Raw genomic sequence first — 19,012 nt, 5'->3', positions numbered from 1 at the left:
CAAGTTAAACCATTTTGACGGAAATCCCATCCTGTTGCATCCGATTTTTCATGGTGCGCTTGGTGCGATCGATCACCTCCCCCACCAGCTGGCCGCAGGCCGCATCGATGTCGTCGCCACGGGTCTTGCGGACAATAACGGTGAAGCCGTACTCCATCAATACCTTGGAAAAACGGTCGATACGGCTGTTGCTCGGCTTGCCGTAGGGGTTGCCCGGGAAAGGGTTGAACGGGATCAGGTTGATCTTGCTCGGGGTATCCTTGAGCACCTTGGCCAGCTCGTGGGCGTGCTGCATGTCGTCATTGATATGATCGAGCAGCACATATTCCACGGTCACCCGGCCGCCGTTGGCGTTGGACTTGCCGAGGTAGCGACGGACACCGGCGAGGAACTCCTCGATGTTGTACTTGTCGTTGATCGGCATGATCTCGGAGCGCAGCTTGTCGTTGGGTGCGTGCAGGGAGATGGCCAGGGCCACGTCAATCTGGTCGCCCAGCATGTCCAGCGCCGGCACCACGCCGGAGGTGGAGATGGTCACCCGGCGCTTGGAGATGCCGTAGCCGAAGTCGTCCATCATCAGCCGCATGGCCGGCACCACGTTGGCGAGGTTGAGCAGCGGCTCGCCCATGCCCATCATCACCACGTTGGTGATGGGACGCTTGCCGCCGACGATCTTGGCGGCGCGCCATACCTGGCCGATGATCTCGGAGACTTTCAGGTTGCGGTTGAAGCCTTGCTGGGCAGTAGAGCAGAACTTGCACTCCAGGGCGCAGCCTACCTGGGAGGAGACGCACAGGGTCGCCCGATCCTCTTCCGGAATGTAGACGGTCTCCACCTCCTGGCCGCCAACCTGCAGCGCCCACTTGATGGTGCCGTCGGAGGAGCGCTGTTCGCGGCTCACTTCCGGCGCCCGGATCTCGGCGATCGCCTTGAGGCGCTCGCGCAGCACCTTGTTGACGTTGTTCATCTGATCGAAATCATCACAACCAAAGTGATAGATCCACTTCATCACCTGATCTGCCCGAAACGGCTTCTCGCCCAGTTCGACGAAGAAGGCACGCATGGCATCTCGATCAAGATCCAGCAGGTTGGTTTTTGTTTCGCTCATCAAGGGCCTCAGCTCACACACTTCATAAATTATCGGCTGACCTACGTCAGGGGGCGGCATTGTACAAATTATGGGTCCGGCTTTCCACCTGGAGAATAAGTGGATATTGACCGAATGACCAAAAAACAAAAGGGAGCCGAGGCTCCCTTGGGGTTCTTTCGACAGAAATCAGCCGCGCGGGCAGATCTCGGCGTCGGAGAAGAAGTAGGCGATTTCACGGGCAGCGGAGGCCGGTGCATCGGAGCCGTGCACGGCGTTGCGGTCGATGCTCTCGGCGAAGCAGGCGCGCAGAGTGCCGGCCAGGGCCTCTTTCGGGTTGGTGGCGCCCATGATTTCACGGTGGCGACGGATGGCCTCTTCGCCTTCCAGCACCTGGATCATGACGGGGCCGGAGGTCATGAAGCTGACCAGGCCGTCATAGAAAGGCTTGCCCTGGTGCTCGGCATAGAAACCGGCGGCTTGCTCGCTGCTCATGTGCAGCATCTTGGCGGCGATGACTTTCAGGCCAGCGCTCTCGAAACGGTTGTAGATGGCACCGATCAGGTTCTTGCTGACGGCATCCGGCTTGATGATGGAGAAGGTACGTTCGATGGCCATTGAGATCTTTCCTTAACTACAGAGATTTATTGTTAGAATCCATGTTCGGCGGCGATTATACGTAAACAAAAAGCGAAATAACACACAGAAAAGCAACTTTTTATTAAACAAATTCTTCCATAAAACAACATCACCACTCATCTTGGCCCAGGCCGGCAGGAAAAAATGTGCGCTTGTGCACGATAGTCATGTTAACCCCCTGAAACCCAGGCTATTGCTCACCCTCCCCCTGTCGAAAGGGCACCCGCAGGTGCCCTTGTCATTGCCGGTCAGCGGACCTCCGCCAGCAGGGTGTGAGCAATGGTGCGCATCCCCAGGGTATTGGCACCCGGTGCCCACAGGTTGTCGCCGTTCTCGCTGAAACAGGCGGCGAGATCGACGTGCAGCCAGCCCTGCCCCTCATTGGCGACGAAGCGGGAGAGGAAGCCCGCCGCGTTGGAGGCACCACCCGGACCGCCGCCCGGCACGGGCCGGCTGTTGGCGGTGTCGGCATAGTGGGACGGGCACTGCTGGCGATGCCAGGGTTCCAGCGGCAGCGGCCAGGCGGGTTCCTGTTCGGCATCCGCATAGCCCATGGCGCGGCTCACCAGCCCCTTGTCCAGTCCGAACAGGGCGTTGTAACGCCCCCCAGCGCCATCACCGCCGCCCCGGTGAGGGTCGCGGCGTCGATGACCAGCGGCGCACCGGAATCCCCGGCCAGCTGCAGGCCGTCGGCCAGCACCAGCCGCCCCTCGGCGTCGGTGTTGACGATCTCCACCGTGGTGCCGTTCTTGTAGGTGAGGATGTCGCCCAGCTTGTAGGCATGACCGGAGACCAGGTTCTCGGCGCAGCAGAGGATGAGCTTCACCCGCTTGTCGAGGCCGCGCAGAATGGCCAGCGCCAGGGCGCCAGTCACGATGGCGGCACCGCCCATGTCGTGCTTCATGGTCAGCATGCCCTGGGAGGTCTTCATGGAGTAGCCGCCAGAGTCGAAGGTGATGCCCTTGCCCACCAGCGCCGCCGCCACCGGGGCTTTGGGATCCCTGCTCGGGTTGAAGTCCAGCTCCAGCAGCACGGGCTCGCGCTCGCTGCCACGGCCGACCTGATAGAGACCGACCCAGCCCGCCTGCTGCAAGGCTTCCCCCTTGAGGATGCGATGACTGATCCGGTCCGGCGCCAGCTCGGTGATGAAGGCGGCAGCTTCAACCGCCAGCTCCAGCGGCCCCAGCTGTTCCGGCGTGGCATTGGTCATCTCCCGCACCCAGCGCCCGCACAGCCAGCGCGCCTCCAGCTCCTCCCGATCCTCCTCGGACGAAGTGGCCCACTGCAGCTCGACCTCCACCTTGGGGGTCTGCAGCCCTTGGGCAAAGGCCCACTGCTGCTCGCACTCCCAGTGACCGGCCAGCACCACCTGCTGGATCCCCTGACTGCACAGACGTCGTGCCGCCTGCTGGATATCCAGCAAGGGGCTGGCGGTTACCAGATGGATCACCATGCCGTCGGCGCGGTGGGAGAGCAGCGCCCCCTCGCCCCACTCGGGAGCGGCAAATTCTCGGCTCAACCAGATGTTCATGCACTCACCTCCTGCGGCCAGCGGGTGACAGATAATACGCAGGCCGTGGCGCTTTTTGCCGATTGTCCAAAGCCTTCACCAAATGCTTGATTCAGCCAGACTCTCATTCACTCACCTCCTGCAACCAGCGAGCGATGGTACGCAGGCCGTGGCCCTTGGCACCGGTCGCCCACAGATCGTTGCCCGATTTTTGATAGGAGGCGGCCAGGTCCAGGTGCACCCAGCCCTTGCCTTCGTCACGCACGAAGCGCGACAGGAAGGCCGCCGCCGTGGTCGCACCGGCAGTGCCTTCGGCGGACGCCACATTGCCTAGCTCGGCAAACGCGGAGGTGAGCTGGCCCGCGTGCCAAGGCTCCAGCGGCAGCGCCCAGGCCTGCTCGTTTTCGGCTTTGGCGGCTGCCAGCGCACGGGCCTGCTCGGCCTCATCGAGGGCAAACACGGCGTTGTAGTCGCGACCCAGCGCAGTCTTGGCGGCGCCGGTCAGGGTAGCGGCATCGAGGATATAGGCAGCCCCGCTTTCGCTCGCGGCCAGCAGGCCGTCAGCCAGCACCAGGCGGCCTTCCGCGTCGGTGTTCTGGATCTCGACCGAGATGCCGTTGCGATAGGTGAGGATGTCGCCGAGCTTGAAGGCATGGCCGGAGACCAGGTTCTCGGCGCAGCAAAGGATGAGTTTCACCCGCTTGTTCAGGCCGCGGCTGATGGCCAGCGCCAGCGCGCCGGTCACCATGGCGGCGCCGCCCATGTCGGACTTCATCGGCAGCATGTTGTCGGAGGACTTCATGGAGTAGCCGCCAGAATCGAAGGTAATGCCCTTGCCCACCAGCGCTGCCAGCACGGGGGCATTGGCATCCCCGGTCGGGTTGTAGTCGAGCTCCAGCAGCACCGGCTCGCGCTCGCTGCCGCGGCCCACCGACCAGATCCCGATGTGACCGGCCTCCTGCAGCGCCTCCCCGGCGGTAATGCGGGCGGTCACCTTATCACCGGCGAGACTGCGGATGAGCAGCAGGGCGGATTCCGCCAGGCTCATGGGGTAGATCTCCTGCGGGCAGCCGTTGGTCACCTCGCGCACCCAGCGGGTCGCTTTGAGCAAGGCCGCCAGCTCGGCAGCCTCCTGGTCGCTCTGCTCACCGAAATCGAGCTCGCGAACCCCCTTGGCGGCATAGAAGCCCTGGGCAAAGGCGTAGCGACGCTCCCCATTCCAGCCCTCACCCACCAGCTTGACGCGCTTGATGCCGCTTGACTCGAGGCGTCTGGCAGCGCGCTGGATGGCGCGCAGCGCCTCCTTCTCCTGGCCGTTGCCCAGATGGAGATGGGCTTCGTCGCCGTTGAAACTGAGCAGGGCACCCTCGCCCCAGTGGGCGGCGGCAACCTGGGAAGACAACCGTACGTTCATCATGTCAGCCATGTTCTCTTGCTTCCTTTTTATTGGCACTTTCATCAACGAATAGGGAAATCACGGGCACAAAAAAGGCCGCTCCCTCAAGGGTCACGGCCTTCACCATATCATTACTGCACCACGAGATGCTGCACGCGCAATTCATTCATGTGTAATTAAGGGGTCATCAGTGGCGCTCAGACGCCAGATTCAGGGTGTACTTGGGCAGTTCCACCACCAGATCCTCGTCCGCCAGTCTGGCCTGGCAGCTGAGACGGGATTCCGGCTCCAGTCCCCACGCCTTGTCCAGCATGTCGTCTTCCAGCTCGTCGCTCGGCTCGAGGGAGTCGAAGCCTTCCCGCACCACGCAGTGGCAGGTGGTGCAGGCGCAGGACTTCTCGCAGGCGTGCTCGATCTCGATGCCGTTGCGCAGCGCGATGTCCAGAATGGTTTCACCGGTCGCGCCTTCGAGGGCCGCGCCGTCCGGACAGAGCTCGGGATGGGGCAGAATAATCAGTTTTGGCATATCACACCTTGTTGACGTTTTGTCCGGTCAGCACCTTGCGGATGGAGGCATCCATCCGGCGGGCTGCAAATTCGCCACTGGCAGCGTCCGCCGCCTCGATGGCCTCTTTGATCTGGTTGGTGGTGCCCGTGCTGCGCATGGTCTGCAGATGGGCGATGGCGGCATCCAGCTCGGCCCGCTCGGCGGGGCTCAGCAGCGCCTCGCCATCGGCGGCCAGGGCGACGTTGAGACTCTCGACCACCCGGTCGGCCTCGACCTGCTGCTCCGCCAGCATGCGGGCGTCCATGTCCTGCTGGGCATTGGCGATGGAGGCGCTCAGCATGTTGAGGATGTCATCCTCACCCAGTCCATAGGAGGGCTTGACCTGGATCTCGGCCTGCACGCCGGAGGATTTCTCCATGGCGCTGACCGACAGCAGACCGTCCGCATCCACCTGGAAGGTGACGCGGATGTGGGCCGCCCCCGCCGCCATGGGCGGTATACCAGTCAGGGTGAAGCGGGCCAAGGATCGGCAATCGGCCACCAGCTCGCGCTCGCCCTGCACCACGTGGATCGCCATCGCAGTCTGGCCATCCTTGAAGGTGGTGAACTCTTGGGCGCGGGCCACCGGAATGGTGGTATTGCGCGGGATCACCTTCTCGGCGAGGCCGCCCATGGTCTCAAGACCCAGGGAGAGCGGAATGACGTCCAGCAGCAGCATCTCGGCGTCAGGCTTGTTGCCCACCAGGATGTCGGCCTGGATGGCGGCACCGATGGCCACCACCTTGTCGGGATCGATGCTGGTCAAGGGGGGACGCTGGAAGAACTCGCCCACCAGCTCGCGCACCAGCGGCACCCGGGTCGAACCGCCGACCATCACCACTTCCAGCACCTCCTCCTGCTCGAGTCCCGCATCGCGCAGGGCGCGGCGACAGGCCAGCAGGGTGCGCTTGACCAGCGGCTGGATCAGCTGGTCAAACTGGTTGCGGGTGACAGAGCCCTGCCAGCCGGCAAAGGTGCAGGGAACGGCGTCGGCGTCGGTCAGACCGTGTTTGACGGCGGCGGCCACATCCAGCAGCTCGCGCTGCAGACGGGCATCCAGCTCGCCAGCCAAACCGGCTTGCTCTTTCAACCAGTCTGCCAGCAGGTGATCGAAATCATCGCCGCCGAGGGCCGAATCGCCGCCGGTGGCCATCACTTCAAACACCCCGCGATGCAGGCGCAGGATGGAGATATCGAAGGTGCCGCCGCCCAGGTCGTAGACGGCGATCACCCCTTCCTGACCGGAGTCGAGGCCATAGGCGATCGCAGCGGCGGTCGGTTCGTTGAGCAGGCGCAGCACGTGCAGACCGGCCAGCCGGGCCGCATCCTTGGTGCCCTGGCGCTGGGCGTCATCGAAATAGGCGGGCACTGTGATGACCACGCCGTCGAGATCGCCACCCAGGGCGGCAGCGCCCCGCTCGGCCAGTTTCTTGAGGATCTCGGCCGAGACCTGAACCGGGTTGACCAGCCCCTGACGGGTCTGCAGCTGCGGCATGCCGTTGTCGGCCGCCACGAATTGATAGGGTTGCTGGCGGGTATCGATGTCGGCCAGCGCCTTGCCCATCATCCGCTTGGCGGAAACGATGGTGTTGTGCGGGTCGAGGGCAGCCTCGCGCTTGGCATCGACGCCGACCCGGATGGTGTCAGCCTGGTAATGCACGACGGAGGGCAGCAGATCACGCCCCTGCTCGTCGCAGAGGGTATCGGCCTGACCGCTGCGCACGGCGGCGACCAGCGAGTTGGTGGTGCCAAGATCGATGCCAACGGCACGTTTGTGCTGATGAGGTGCGGCGCTCTGGCCGGGCTCGGCGATTTGCAGTAATGCCATGGGTAATCAAACTTCCAGCGTTAAAGGATCAAGACTCGAACAGCGAGTCTTCGAATCGTTCCAGCTCCTCGAGGAGCTTGTCGACAAACTTGAGTTTGCGAACACAATCAGCCGCTCGCGGATCCTCGCCGGTGGCGAGGGCCTGGGTCAGCTGCTGCATCAACAACTGGTGATCATGCCTGATCTCCTGGCGAAAATCCTTGATGGCACGCTCAGGGTCAGTCTCCCCTTTCAGGTCGGCCAGCCGCTCGCGCCACTCCAGTTGCAGCATCAGAAACGCGGTATCTTGCAACGTCTGTTGCTCGCCACGAAGTTCGGTGCCACGCAGGGAGAGCAGGTACTCGGCTCGGCGCAGGGGCGCCTTGAGGGTAGTGAAGGCATCGTTGATCTGGGCGGCACGTTGCACCGCAGCCAGCTGCTCCCGCTCGGGGGCGGTGGCAAAACGATCGGGATGAAACTGGGTTTGCAACTGGCGGTAGGTCTCTGCCAGCTGACGGGTATCGAGCTCGAAGCCTTCAACCAGCCCAAACAGCTCGAAATAATTCATGCAGACCTCTTAGACACTGATGCTGCCCCCATGCTGCTCGCGCTCAGGTGGGCGAAGCGGCATGGTTGAACCGGCCGTGGCCGACCAGTTCAACGGACAAGCGATCATGTGTTGCACACATCTCAGACACTGAAGCTTTCGCCGCAACCACACTCGCCCTTGGCGTTGGGGTTGTTGAACTGGAAGCCCTCGTTGAGGCCCTCCTTGACGAAATCCAGTTCGGTGCCATCCAGGTGGATCAGACTCTTGGCATCGACGATGATCTTGACCCCGTCCTGCTCGAATACCTGATCTTCATCTGCCAGCTCATCGACGAACTCGAGCACATAGGCAAGACCCGAGCAGCCGGTGGTCTTGACGCCGAGGCGCAGGCCGATGCCCTTGCCCCGGTTGGTCAGAAACGAGGAAACCCGTGCCGCTGCGGCATCTGTCATGGTAATGGCCATACTGCGCTCCTGACCTTAGAGACCTTTCTTCTGCTTGTAATCGGCGATGGCGGCCTTGATGGCATCCTCGGCCAGAATGGAGCAGTGGATCTTCACCGGTGGCAGCGCCAGCTCTTCGGCGATGTCGGTGTTCTTGATACCGGCCGCTTCATCCAGGGTCTTGCCCTTGACCCACTCGGTCACCAGGGAGCTGGAGGCGATGGCGGAACCACAACCGTAGGTCTTGAACTTGGCATCTTCGATGATGCCGTCGTCGCTGATCTTCAGCTGCAGTTTCATCACGTCACCACAGGCCGGTGCACCGACCATGCCGGTAGCGATGCTGGGATCGTTCTTGTCGAAGCCACCTACGTTACGGGGGTTCTCGTAGTGGTCGATTACTTTTTCACTGTAAGCCATATCTAACTCCTGCTAATTCCGTTGAACACCGATCCCGCGGATCAGTGATGAGCCCATTCGACCGTGTTCAGATCGACGCCGTCCTTGTACATCTCCCACAGGGGAGACATCTCGCGCAGACGACCGATGGAGTCACGGATAAGCTTGATTGCGTAATCAATCTCTTCCTCGGTGGTGAAGCGACCCATGCTGAAACGGATGGAGCTGTGCGCCAGCTCGTCGTTCAGGCCCAGTGCGCGCAGCACGTAGGAGGGCTCCAGGCTGGCCGAGGTACAGGCAGAACCGGAAGAGACCGCCAGATCCTTCAGCGCCATGATGAGGGATTCCCCTTCTACATAGGCGAAGCTGACGTTGAGGTTGCCCGGCACCCGCTGTTCCAGGTCACCGTTGATGTAGACCTCTTCGATATCCTTGATGCCGTCCCACAGACGCTGACGCAGGGCCATGATGCGCTGACCTTCGCTCACCATCTCTTCTTTGGCGATGCGGAAGGCTTCGCCCATGCCGACGATCTGGTGAGTCGGCAGGGTGCCGGAACGCATGCCGCGCTCGTGGCCACCACCGTGCATCTGGGCTTCCAGGCGCACACGCGGCTTGCGACGCACGTAGAGGGCACCAATACCTTTCGGGCCGTATACCTTGTGGGCGGACATGGAGAGCAGGTCAACCTTGAGCGCCTCCACGTCGACCGGGATCTTGCCCACGCTCTGTACTGCATCCACGTGCAGCAGGATCTTGCGGGAGCGGCACAGCTCGCCGATGGCGGCGATATTCTGCACCACGCCAATCTCGTTGTTGACGTGCATGATGCTGACCAGGATGGTGTCATCACGCAGGGCGCCTTCGATCTGTTCCAGGGTGAACAGGCCATTGGGCATCGGCTCGAGGTAGGTTACCTCATAGCCTTCGCGCTCCAGCTGGCGACAGGTATCCAGTACCGCCTTGTGTTCGGTCTTGGAGGTAACGATGTGCTTGCCCTTGCCGGCGTAGAAATGGGCGACGCCCTTGATGGCGAGGTTGTTGGATTCAGTCGCACCGGAGGTGAAGACGATCTCGCGCGGGTCGGCACCGATCAGCTCTGCCACTTGATTACGGGCCAGATCGACCGCCTCTTCGGCTTGCCAGCCAAAGCGGTGGGAACGGGAAGCTGGATTGCCGAACAGGCCATCCATGGTGAGACACTGCATCATTTTTTCTGCGACACGCGGGTCCACCGGACAGGTTGCCGAATAATCAAGGTAAATAGGCAGTTTCATGTTTTTCTCCGTTACAGCCAGGGTCATACATCGACCAGCTGTGGAAAGCACGTTTGTTTATAGTTGGACTTTCAAGCTCACATCGCCGCGTTCTGCCCGGTCTACCAGGGACAACACGGTTTTCATTTGTTCATCTTGCTTGCCGGCAATGCGGCGCACATCGGCCTGATCAACCAGCTCGGCCAGGGTGATGTCCCCCAGGAAGCTGGAGATCCGCTCGCTCAGGTCACGCCACAGGGAGTGAGTGAGGCACTGGGTGCCGCCGTGGCAGCCGCCTTTGCCGAGGCACTTGGTGGCATCCACCGATTCGTCGACCGCGGTGATCACCTGACCGACCGAGATGGCATTCGGCGCCAGACCGAGGCGATAACCGCCGCCCGGGCCACGCACGCTGCTCACCAGACCATGCTTGCGCAGGCGGGCAAACAGCTGCTCCAGATAGGACAAGGAGATGCCCTGGCGCTCCGAAATATCAGCCAGGGGCACGGGCCCCTGCTCTGCATGCAACGCCACGTCGAGCATGGCAGTCACAGCGTAACGTCCTTTTGAGGTCAGTCTCATATGCCTTACCGTTTTGCGAACCAATCAATATGGGCATATGGTCACATACCCGACTAAATCAGTCAAGTATATGGTTGAGTAATCCAGTCGGGTTTAATCCTGCGGTCTCGGTTTTTGTACCGAGGTCAGAATGCCGCGCAGGATATTGAGTTCCACCGCCTCCGGACGAGCCCGGTTGAACAGGCGGCGCAGCTTGCTCATGACCTGTCCCGGGTGATCATCGGCGATGAAGCCGGTCTTGAGCAGCGTCTGCTCCAGGTGCTGATAGAAACCTTCCAGCTGCTCGGCGCTGGGATAATCCACCGCCATGTCGGTCTCGCCGACCTGTTCCTGCTGCAGCCAGTGCATTCGCACCTCATAGCAAAGGGTCTGCACCGCCATGGCCAGGTTGAGGGAGCTGTACTCCGGGTTAGCCGGAATGGCCACGTGGTAGTGGCACTTTTGCAGCTCGTCGTTGGTCAGGCCGGTGCGTTCACGGCCAAATACCAGCGCCACCGGATGCTGCATCCCCTCGGTTACCAGCTTTTCGCCCGCTTCGCGAGGATCCAGCATGGGCCAGCTCAGGGTACGGGAGCGGGCACTGGTACCGATGACCAGACCACAATCCGCAATGGCTTCATCCAGGGTCGACACGATACGGGCATTGGCCAGCAGATCGCTGGCACCGGCGGCCAGCGCATAGGCGTTGTCATCGGGCTGTGCTTGCGGATCAACCAGCACCATCTGGCTCAAGCCCATGGTCTTCATGGCGCGCGCCGCAGAGCCCATGTTGCCGGTGTGAGAAGTGTTTACCAACACGATACGAATCTGATCCAACATGCCCAGTCAATCTTCAGTCAAAAATGGCGCGCAATTGTAACATAGCCAATCGCTATTTTGGCACCGTAAATGGCGCGCCAATTCACAACAATGACGCCGTTTTGCAGAACAAAGCGGTATGAGACGGGGGCGCTGACTGGCTAGACTTGAAGGATGGGAAGGTGAAAAGTGGAGGCGACATGTGCCCACGCTGGCTTTATGAGAGGTTGCCGGTCTGCTATCTGCTGGTGGCGGTCGGCATCATCCTGCTCAGCCACTCCCCGCTGCTCTGGCTGGCGGGTACCTTGCTGTTTGTCGCCGGCGCCACCGTCTGGATGATGCGATCCAGCTATCGGCGTACCGATCTGGTCATCTTCCCGACCAAACGCTGGTTTCAGCCGGAGTGGCTCTACGAGGCCCAGCCGTTCATCTGGCTGGCGCTGGGTCTGCTGCTCTCGCGCCTTCCCAACGCCGGCGCCCTGCTGGCACTGCTGCCCTGTCTGTGGGCCTGTCGCTGCCTGTGGGCTCGCAATCACTACCGCCACCATGCCGATGGACTGGTCTCACAGCTGAGGCGCAACCCCACCCGCCGGCGCAGAGTGCGCCTCTTGCGCTGAGCCCGCCTTCGCCCGCTCGATGAAGGTGGCAAGATCCAGCAAGGGATAACGCACCAGGCTTGGCAAACCGTCCAGATCCAGGCTGTCCATCAGGTTTTTCACCTCCAGCCCCAGCTCGGTGTTCCCTTCAATCTTCAGCTTGCGCTGGAAGAAGAGAGAGTCGGGATCTTCCTTGCGCCCGGCAATCAGAATGAGGTCGTTGGTAGTGCCGCTGAAACAGACATCGGCCTGCTCGCAATGACGAGCCACCACCAGCTTGCCATCCTGCTCGCTGATGAACCAGCAGAGCTCCAGATCAGAGACTTCGACCTTGAGCCACTTGCCTGCCAGAAATTCAAAGTCGCCATCTGCGATGGCCTCTTTGAACACGCTGGCCAGCAGGCGCTCCATCAGGTTCTGCTGCAAGGAAAATGGCACCAATTTGAGAGGATGGCGCAGAATGCGGGGAGCCTGTTCGACCAGGCGACGTTGCAGTTGTTGAAACACGATAAACTCCCAGTTTTTTGCGCATTCAAGCACAGGGCCGCAGCCATGATCCTGTTGGAAATCAAACTTGTGCCCACTTACCTCAAGAAGGGTAAAGCCACACAAAGCTGCCTCAGGTCAAAAAGTGGAAGGACGCCGGTGAATACAATCGGGCCACTTTTGCATTTTTTGCCCTCTCGGAGCGTACCCGATGGAATTACTCTGTCCGGCAGGCAGTTTGCCGGCACTGAAAACAGCCGTGGATAACGGGGCCGATGCGGTCTATATCGGCTTCAAGGATGACACCAACGCCCGCCATTTCGCCGGGCTCAACTTCACCGACAGCAAACTGGAGAAAGCGGTCGACTATGTGCACCAGCATGGCCGCAAACTCCACATCGCCATCAACACCTTCGCCCACCCGGGCTCCGATGCCCGCTGGCAGCAGGCGGTGGACAAGGGCGCCGCGCTGGGGGCCGATGCCCTGATCATCGCCGACCTCGCCGTGCTCGACTATGCCAGCCGCCGCTACCCGGATCTGGAGCTGCACGTCTCGGTGCAGGCCAGTGCTACCAACGCCGCCGCCATCCGCTTCTACCAGCAGCACTTCAACGTCGGTCGGGTGGTGTTGCCCCGCGTCCTCTCCATGCATCAGGTGAGGCAGCTGGCCCGCGAGACCGACGTCGGTCTAGAGGTGTTCGCCTTTGGCAGCCTCTGCATCATGGCGGAGGGACGCTGCTACCTCTCCTCCTACATGACCGGCGAGAGCCCCAATACCGTCGGCGCCTGCTCACCGGCCAAGTTCGTGCGCTGGGAGGAGACCCCGGGCGGCCTCGAGTCTCGCCTCAACGAGGTGCTGATCGACCGTTACGGCCCCGGGGAAAACGCCGGCTACCCGACCCTGTGCAAGGGCCGCTTCGAGGTGGATGGTCAGACCTACCACGCACTGGAAGAGCCCACCAGCCTCAACACACTTGGCCTGTTGCCCGAGCTATTCCAGACCGGTATCCAGTCGGTCAAGATCGAAGGTCGCCAACGCAGCCCCGCCTATGTGGAGCAGGTCACCCGAGTCTGGCGCGCCGCCATCGACGCCTATCAGGCCAACCCGGAAGCCTATCAGGTCAAGGCCGAGTGGGATGCCCAGCTCGCCCGCGTCTCCGAGGGGAGCCAGACCACCCTCGGTGCCTATCATCGCCAGTGGCAATAAGGAGCCCTGTTCATGAAATTCTCTCTCGGCCCCCTGCTCTTCTACTGGCCCAAGGCCGACACCCAGGGCTTCTATCAGGCGGCCGCCGCCAGCCAGGCCGACATCGTCTATCTGGGGGAAACCGTCTGCAGCAAGCGCCGCGAACTGAAAGTGGATGACTGGATTGCCCTCGCCCGTCAGGTGGCCGGCTCGGGCAAGCAGGCGGTACTCTCCACGCTGGCGCTCATCTCCGCCCCCTCCGAGCTCAAGGAGGTCAAGCGGCTGGTCGACAACGGCGAGCTGATGATCGAGGCCAACGATCTGGGGGCGGTCCAGCTCGCCAGCGAAGCCGGGCTGCCGTTCGTCTGCGGCCCCGCCATCAACGCCTACAACGCCGACGTGCTGCGCATGCTGCTCAAACAGGGGATGCAGCGCTGGGTGATGCCGGTGGAGCTGTCACGGGACTGGCTGGTGCAGCTCAATCAGGATCTGGGCACTGCCCGCCAGCAGTTCGAGGTGGAGGTGTTCGCCTACGGCCACCTGCCGCTCGCCTACTCGGCGCGCTGCTTCACCGCCCGCTCCCTCGACCGCCCCAAGGACAACTGCGAACTGGCCTGCATCGACTACCCCACCGGTCGGCTCGCCAGCAGTCGCGAGGGGCAGAAGGTGTTCAACCTCAACGGCATCCAGACCCAGTCCGGTTACTGCTACAACCTGGGCAATGATCTGGCCGGGATGGAAGGTCTGGTGGATGTGGTGCGCCTCTCCCCCGAGGGGCTGGACACCCTGACGATGCTGGACCGCTTCAAGGCCAACCAGCAGGGCCAGGCTCCCCTGCCCCTGCAGCAGGAGCGCGACTGCAACGGTTACTGGCGTCAGATCCCCGGCATGATGCTGGCTCAGTGAGCCGGCGGTGTACCGTCTGACGGGGGTGACTCACCCCCTCGCATCTGACACCCGGACAGCAAAAAGGCCTCGCAATGAGGCCTTTTCTACATCATTCAAACCGGCAACAGGGCAAGCTCAGGATGCCTGCTTGCTGCTCTTGCCCTGGGCACTCTGGGCACCGGGCGGCAGGGGTTTGCGCGCCATCAGCTCCAGTTCGAGCAGGGCATATCTGTGCTCGATGAAGTCATACACGTTGTTGGCGAGCGCCAGCTTGAAGTAGCTGATGGCTTCCTTGCGGTTGCCCTTGGCCAGTTCAAACTTGCCGAGGTAGAAGTAGGTTTCGCACAGGCGCTCGGCGAGCTCCCGGTTGTCCTTCACCCCTTTCACCACATTGCCCATCAACTGGGTGGCATTGAGTTCGCCGGTATAGAGGCGCACCAGATCCCAGTTCCAGGCATCGTCATCGTACTTGTTGAGCCGCTCGCGCATCCGGCTCATGGCGGCCGGTGCATTGAGCTTCTGTTCGGCCAGATAGAGCCAGATCACCCGGTAGGGATCTTCCGGCTGCGCCTCGTAGAAGCGCTTCATATCGGCCGCGGCCAGCTCGGGACGATTGCCATAATAGAGCGCAATGCCACGGTTCAGGTAGGCATAGTCATAATCGGGAGCCAGCTCGAGGGCGGAATCAAATGCCTCGTAGGCCTCGTCATAATTCTGCTGCTGCACCAAGTAGACGCCGATGAAATTGTAGGCTTCGGCAAAATCCGGCTTCTCCCGCAAGGCGCGGTTGAAATCCAGCCGCGCCAAGGAGCGCAAGCCTACCCGGTCAAACACGACAGCACGCTCATAAAACAGTTCAGCCCGTTGCTCCGTGGTCAATTCCATCTCACTGAGCATCTGCCCGAGTCGCGCCAACGCCAACTCGCTCTGGTAAGAGACCTGCAGGGGGGTCGCCAATACCAGTGAAGCGGGTTGCGGCTTGGGAACTTGAGGCGCTTCAACCTGACTGCTACTGCTGCAACCCCACATGGGGAGCAGCAACAGGATACCAAGGAGGTATCCAATCCCTTTCCTGACGTTCAATGAACACTCCGACGCTTACGCTTGACCCGGCATATGGTAAAGGTCAGCCGACACTTTGTCATGTGGCTGAGCCTCTCTCCCTCAAATAAATCAGGATTCGACAGGGTATCCGGCATCACACCAGCCCCGAAAGCCACCATCGACGCTGACCACCCGACCGTAGCCCATCTTCTGCAGGTTCTCCGCCACCAGAATGGAGCGAAATCCCCCACCACAATAGAGGTAGAGCTCGGTGTCGGGATCCGGGTAACGGGTCTCGATGTCCCGCTCGATCACACCACGGCCGAGGTAGGTCGCCCCCGGCAGATGGCCCCTGGTCCACTCACTCTCTTCCCGCACGTCGACCAGGTGAAAGGTGCGCCCCTCATCCTGCCAGCCTTTGATCTGGTGCACGTCGGTCTCCCGCACATGGGGACGAATGGCCTCTACCAGTGCCAGAAAACGGGGATTGTGTTGCATGGCTTGCTCCTTGCCTGTTGGCCAACAGCCGTGGGTGAAACCGTCATAATGACTCACCCGGACGATAAGAGAAAGGGCGCCTCGCGGCGCCCTTGTCATTTACGGCAGGATCTCTTGCTGATCCGCGCCCTCTTTTTCCACCTGGGTCGGCAGCATGTGCTCCCGCTTGACCCCGAAGAACATGGCGAACGAGCTCGCCACATAGATGGAGGAGTAGGTACCGAAGGCGACACCGATCACCATGGCCACCGAGAAACCGTGGATCAGCGGACCGCCCTTGAGCAGCAGTGCCAGCACCACCACGAAGGTCAACCCCGAGGTGATGATGGTCCGGCTCAGGGTCTCGGTCATGGAGAGATCCAGAATGTACTCGGTATCCCCCTTGCGCACCTTGCGAAAGTTCTCCCGCAACCGGTCGAACACCACGATGGTGTCGTTCAGGGAGTAACCCACCAGGGTCATCAATGCCGCCAGCACGGTCAGGTCAAACTCGTACTGGAAGTAGGCAAAGACGCCGAGGGTGATCACCACGTCGTGCACCAGGGAGAGAATGCCCCCCATGGCCAGACGCCACTCGAAGCGCACCGCCACGTAGATCAGGATACAGATGATGGAGGCCAGCATGGCCAGCGCACCGTCGGTCGCCAGCTCGTCGCCCACGGAGGGACCGACGAACTCGACGCGCTTGAGCACGGCCGCAGGATCGATCAGCTTGGCCGCCGCCAGCACCTCGTTACCCTGCTGCTCCACCTTGACCCCCTCTTTCGGGGTCAGGCGGAACAGGACGTCACGGCTGGAGCCGAAGTGTTGCAGGGTCGCCCCTTCAATCTTCTGCTCGTCCAGCACCTGATGCACCTTGTCCAGGCTCACCGACTGCTGGAAGCCCACCTCGATGGTGGTACCACCGGTGAAGTCCAGACCCCAGTTCAGGCCCCGATCGAACAGGAAGAACAGGGAGATCACCATCAGCAGGGTAGAGAAGACCACACCCGGCCTAGCATAGCGCATGAAGGGAATGGGCTTTTCAAAATGTAGAATCTGAAACATGTCTCTTCCTTAGATCGGCAGCTTGTCGAGGCGCCGTCCACCCCAGGCCAGGTTGATGATGGCGCGGGAGACCGTGATGGCGGTAAACATGGAAGCACTCAGACCAATCCCCAGCGTCAGGGCGAAGCCCTTGATGGCGCCGGTACCGATACCGAACAGGATCACACAGGTGATGAGCGAGGTGACGTTGGAGTCGGCGATGGTCGAGAATGCCCGATCAAAGCCCAGATGGATGGCCTGCTGCACCCCACGACCGTTGCGGATCTCTTCACGAATACGCTCGTAGATCAGCACGTTGGCATCCACCGCCATGCCCAGCGTCAAGACGATACCGGCAATGCCCGGCAGGGTCATGGTGGCCCCCGGGATCATCGACATGATACCGACGATCAGCACCAGGTTCATGGTGAGGGCGATGTTGGCCACCCAGCCGAACGCACGGTAGTAGATCCCCATGAACAGCACGATCACCAACATGGCCCAGCCGATGGCTTCCATACCGCTGTCGATGTTCTGCTGACCCAGGCTCGGGCCAATGGTGCGCTCTTCCACGATCTGGATCGGGGCGATCAGCGCACCGGCACGCAGCAGCAGCGCCAGGTTGTGGGCTTCGTTGGCGTTGTCGATGCCGGTGATGCGGAACTGGCTGCCAAGGCGCGACTGGATGGTGGCGACGTTGATCACCTCCTCCTGCTTGCGGAACTTGCGCTTGCCGTCCGGACCCGGCTGACCGACTGGCTTGTATTCGATGAACACGGTCGCCATGCCCTTACCAACGTTGTCCTTGGTAAAGTTGGCCATCTTGTTGCCACCCTGGCCATCAAGCTTGATGTTGACCTGGGGACGGCTGTATTCGTCGAAACCGGACTGGGCACCCACGATGTGGTCACCGGTCAGGATGATGCGCTTTTGCAGCACCACCGGACGCCCGTTGCGATCGTTATAGACCTTGGAGCTCGGCGGCACCCGACCATCGGCCGCGGCCTGGATGTCGGCAGTCTCATCGACCATGTGGAATTCCAGGGTCGCGGTCGCGCCCAGGATCTCCTTGGCACGGGCGGTGTCCTGAATACCGGGCAGTTCCACCACGATGCGCTCGGCACCCTGCTGTTGTACCAGCGGCTCGGCCACGCCCAGCTCGTTCACCCGGTTGCGGATGATGGTGATGTTCTGCTCGAGGGCGTACTTCTTCACTTCCTTGATCTTGGCTTCACTCAGACCGGCCAGCAGGACGAACTCGTCCCCCTTCTGCTCGGTGGTGAAGGTGAGATCCGGGTTCTGACGACGCAGGTGAGAGATGGCCTTGGCCTGATCGGCCTCGTCACGGAACAGCACCTGTACCTGATCACCGGCCCGGCGCACGCCGGAATAACGGATCTTCTGGGTACGCAGCTCGGAGCGGAAATCCTGCACCATCTGCTCTTGCTGCTTGGTCAGCGCCTCGGCCATGTCCACTTCCATCAGGAAGTGCACACCGCCGCGCAGGTCCAGACCCAGCTTGAGCGGGTTGGCGCCGATGGCTTCGAGCCAGGCAGGCGTGGAAGGGGCCAGGTTGAGAGCGGTAATGAAGTTGTCGCCCAGCTTGTTGGCGACGATGTCGCGCGCCTTGAGCTGCTCTTCGGTATTTTTGAAACGAACCAGGATGAAGCCGTGCTCGAACGCCGCATGCTTGACCGGGATCTGAGCCGCATCGAGCGTCTCTTTCACCAGGTCAAGGGTGTCCAGCTTGACTTCGGCCCCCCGGCTGGCAGAGATCTGCAAGGCCGGGTCTTCGCCGTAAAGATTGGGGGCTGCATATAGAAAACCGATGGCGATCACCACGACCACCATCAGGTATTTCCACAGCGGATAGCGATTTAACACGCTGTGCTCCTCGGGAGATTAGAGGGACTGGATAGAACCCTTGGGCAGAACGGCAGAAACGAAGTCACGTTTGATGGTGACCTGGGTCTGATCGTTCAGGGCCAGCACGAGGTATTCGCTGTCGGCGGATACTTTGGCGATCTTGCCGACCAGGCCACCGGAAGTGAGTACTTCGTCACCCTTGGAGAGGGAGCTCATCAGGTTGCGGTGATCTTTGGCGCGCTTGGCCTGGGGGCGATAGATCATGAAGTAGAAGATGAGGCCGAATACGGCCAGCATGATGATCATTTCCATGCCACCACCCTGTGCACCCGGAACTGCGCCTTCTGCATACGCCTTGGAGATAATGCTCATTTAACAACCTCTTATTGATGTAGATTTGAAAACTAG

The 19,012-nt window shown here is 61.3% G+C and carries 20 protein-coding genes and 1 pseudogene; 3 read left to right on the top strand and 18 right to left on the bottom strand.

Going from position 1 to position 19,012, the window contains the following annotated elements; all coding sequences use genetic code 11:
- Positions 1 to 4: 4 nt before the first annotated feature.
- The 12 genes and pseudogenes from E5E96_RS16220 to trmJ all read right to left on the bottom strand — a co-directional run bounded on the left by E5E96_RS16220 (position 5) and on the right by trmJ (position 11,035).
- The gene (locus E5E96_RS16220) at positions 5 to 1,108 is read right to left on the bottom strand and encodes a bifunctional tRNA (adenosine(37)-C2)-methyltransferase TrmG/ribosomal RNA large subunit methyltransferase RlmN (protein WP_011705642.1); all 1,104 of its coding nucleotides are present in this window, start codon (positions 1,106 to 1,108) and stop codon (positions 5 to 7) included.
- A 168-nt stretch (positions 1,109 to 1,276) separates the two neighbouring features.
- Complete coding sequence (ndk, locus tag E5E96_RS16215) at positions 1,277 to 1,705, bottom strand: nucleoside-diphosphate kinase (RefSeq protein ID WP_011705641.1); 429 nt, start codon at positions 1,703 to 1,705, stop codon at positions 1,277 to 1,279.
- Between the two features lie 269 nt (positions 1,706 to 1,974).
- Positions 1,975 to 3,257: pseudogene (gene pepB, locus E5E96_RS16210) on the bottom strand (aminopeptidase PepB).
- Between the two features lie 103 nt (positions 3,258 to 3,360).
- Positions 3,361 to 4,662: an aminopeptidase PepB gene (gene pepB / locus E5E96_RS16205; RefSeq protein ID WP_171282603.1), complete on the bottom strand. Its 1,302-nt coding sequence runs from the start codon at positions 4,660 to 4,662 to the stop codon at positions 3,361 to 3,363.
- 157 nt (positions 4,663 to 4,819) lie between these two features.
- Positions 4,820 to 5,158, bottom strand: coding sequence for an ISC system 2Fe-2S type ferredoxin (fdx, locus tag E5E96_RS16200; RefSeq protein WP_005299781.1), 339 nt, complete (start codon positions 5,156 to 5,158; stop codon positions 4,820 to 4,822).
- 1 nt (position 5,159) lies between these two features.
- Positions 5,160 to 7,007, bottom strand: coding sequence for a Fe-S protein assembly chaperone HscA (gene hscA / locus E5E96_RS16195; protein WP_171282602.1), 1,848 nt, complete (start codon positions 7,005 to 7,007; stop codon positions 5,160 to 5,162).
- Between the two features lie 28 nt (positions 7,008 to 7,035).
- The gene (hscB, locus tag E5E96_RS16190) at positions 7,036 to 7,554 is read right to left on the bottom strand and encodes a co-chaperone HscB (RefSeq protein WP_171282601.1); all 519 of its coding nucleotides are present in this window, start codon (positions 7,552 to 7,554) and stop codon (positions 7,036 to 7,038) included.
- A gap of 122 nt (positions 7,555 to 7,676) precedes the next feature.
- On the bottom strand, positions 7,677 to 8,000 hold the full coding sequence (iscA, locus tag E5E96_RS16185) for an iron-sulfur cluster assembly protein IscA (protein ID WP_011705636.1): 324 nt from the start codon (positions 7,998 to 8,000) through the stop codon (positions 7,677 to 7,679).
- Between the two features lie 15 nt (positions 8,001 to 8,015).
- On the bottom strand, positions 8,016 to 8,399 hold the full coding sequence (gene iscU, locus E5E96_RS16180; protein WP_005299770.1) for a Fe-S cluster assembly scaffold IscU: 384 nt from the start codon (positions 8,397 to 8,399) through the stop codon (positions 8,016 to 8,018).
- 41 nt (positions 8,400 to 8,440) lie between these two features.
- Positions 8,441 to 9,655, bottom strand: coding sequence for an IscS subfamily cysteine desulfurase (locus E5E96_RS16175; protein ID WP_005299763.1), 1,215 nt, complete (start codon positions 9,653 to 9,655; stop codon positions 8,441 to 8,443).
- 57 nt (positions 9,656 to 9,712) lie between these two features.
- Entirely contained in the window at positions 9,713 to 10,216 is a 504-nt protein-coding gene (iscR, locus tag E5E96_RS16170) for a Fe-S cluster assembly transcriptional regulator IscR (protein ID WP_011705634.1), read from the bottom strand.
- 93 nt (positions 10,217 to 10,309) lie between these two features.
- Entirely contained in the window at positions 10,310 to 11,035 is a 726-nt protein-coding gene (trmJ, locus tag E5E96_RS16165; RefSeq protein ID WP_011705633.1) for a tRNA (cytosine(32)/uridine(32)-2'-O)-methyltransferase TrmJ, read from the bottom strand.
- A 179-nt stretch (positions 11,036 to 11,214) separates the two neighbouring features.
- On the opposite strand from trmJ, the gene E5E96_RS16160 reads away from it, so the two are divergent.
- The gene (locus tag E5E96_RS16160; protein ID WP_011705632.1) at positions 11,215 to 11,631 is read left to right on the top strand and encodes a hypothetical protein; all 417 of its coding nucleotides are present in this window, start codon (positions 11,215 to 11,217) and stop codon (positions 11,629 to 11,631) included.
- Here the strand turns inward: E5E96_RS16160 and E5E96_RS16155 are convergent.
- On the bottom strand, positions 11,578 to 12,117 hold the full coding sequence (locus tag E5E96_RS16155; RefSeq protein WP_011705631.1) for an SCP2 domain-containing protein: 540 nt from the start codon (positions 12,115 to 12,117) through the stop codon (positions 11,578 to 11,580). The two genes, E5E96_RS16160 and E5E96_RS16155, sit on opposite strands and share 54 nt — an antisense overlap.
- A gap of 190 nt (positions 12,118 to 12,307) precedes the next feature.
- Between E5E96_RS16155 and E5E96_RS16150 the strand changes: the two genes are divergently transcribed.
- Both E5E96_RS16150 and E5E96_RS16145 read left to right on the top strand, forming a co-directional pair.
- Positions 12,308 to 13,303, top strand: coding sequence for a peptidase U32 family protein (locus E5E96_RS16150; protein WP_011705630.1), 996 nt, complete (start codon positions 12,308 to 12,310; stop codon positions 13,301 to 13,303).
- A gap of 12 nt (positions 13,304 to 13,315) precedes the next feature.
- On the top strand, positions 13,316 to 14,188 hold the full coding sequence (locus E5E96_RS16145) for a U32 family peptidase (protein ID WP_171282600.1): 873 nt from the start codon (positions 13,316 to 13,318) through the stop codon (positions 14,186 to 14,188).
- Between the two features lie 117 nt (positions 14,189 to 14,305).
- Here the strand turns inward: E5E96_RS16145 and nlpI are convergent, their stop codons facing one another.
- The 5 genes from nlpI to yajC form a co-directional block, all read right to left on the bottom strand.
- Positions 14,306 to 15,211 carry a lipoprotein NlpI gene (nlpI, locus tag E5E96_RS16140; protein WP_017410224.1) on the bottom strand — a complete coding sequence of 302 codons (906 nt, stop codon included), beginning with the start codon at positions 15,209 to 15,211 and terminating at the stop codon, positions 14,306 to 14,308.
- 132 nt (positions 15,212 to 15,343) lie between these two features.
- Entirely contained in the window at positions 15,344 to 15,712 is a 369-nt protein-coding gene (locus E5E96_RS16135; protein ID WP_171282599.1) for a rhodanese-like domain-containing protein, read from the bottom strand.
- Positions 15,713 to 15,811: 99 nt separating this feature from the next.
- A complete protein-coding gene (secF, locus tag E5E96_RS16130; protein ID WP_016350392.1) occupies positions 15,812 to 16,759 on the bottom strand; it encodes a protein translocase subunit SecF in 948 nt (315 codons plus the stop codon).
- A gap of 9 nt (positions 16,760 to 16,768) precedes the next feature.
- The gene (secD, locus tag E5E96_RS16125; protein WP_011705625.1) at positions 16,769 to 18,622 is read right to left on the bottom strand and encodes a protein translocase subunit SecD; all 1,854 of its coding nucleotides are present in this window, start codon (positions 18,620 to 18,622) and stop codon (positions 16,769 to 16,771) included.
- A gap of 18 nt (positions 18,623 to 18,640) precedes the next feature.
- Complete coding sequence (gene yajC, locus E5E96_RS16120) at positions 18,641 to 18,976, bottom strand: preprotein translocase subunit YajC (RefSeq protein ID WP_011705624.1); 336 nt, start codon at positions 18,974 to 18,976, stop codon at positions 18,641 to 18,643.
- Positions 18,977 to 19,012: the final 36 nt, after the last annotated feature.

The organism is Aeromonas sp. 1805 (genome assembly GCF_013085525.1).
GTDB lineage: Bacteria > Pseudomonadota > Gammaproteobacteria > Enterobacterales > Aeromonadaceae > Aeromonas > Aeromonas hydrophila.
This window is presented reverse-complemented; position numbering and strand designations above follow the sequence as displayed.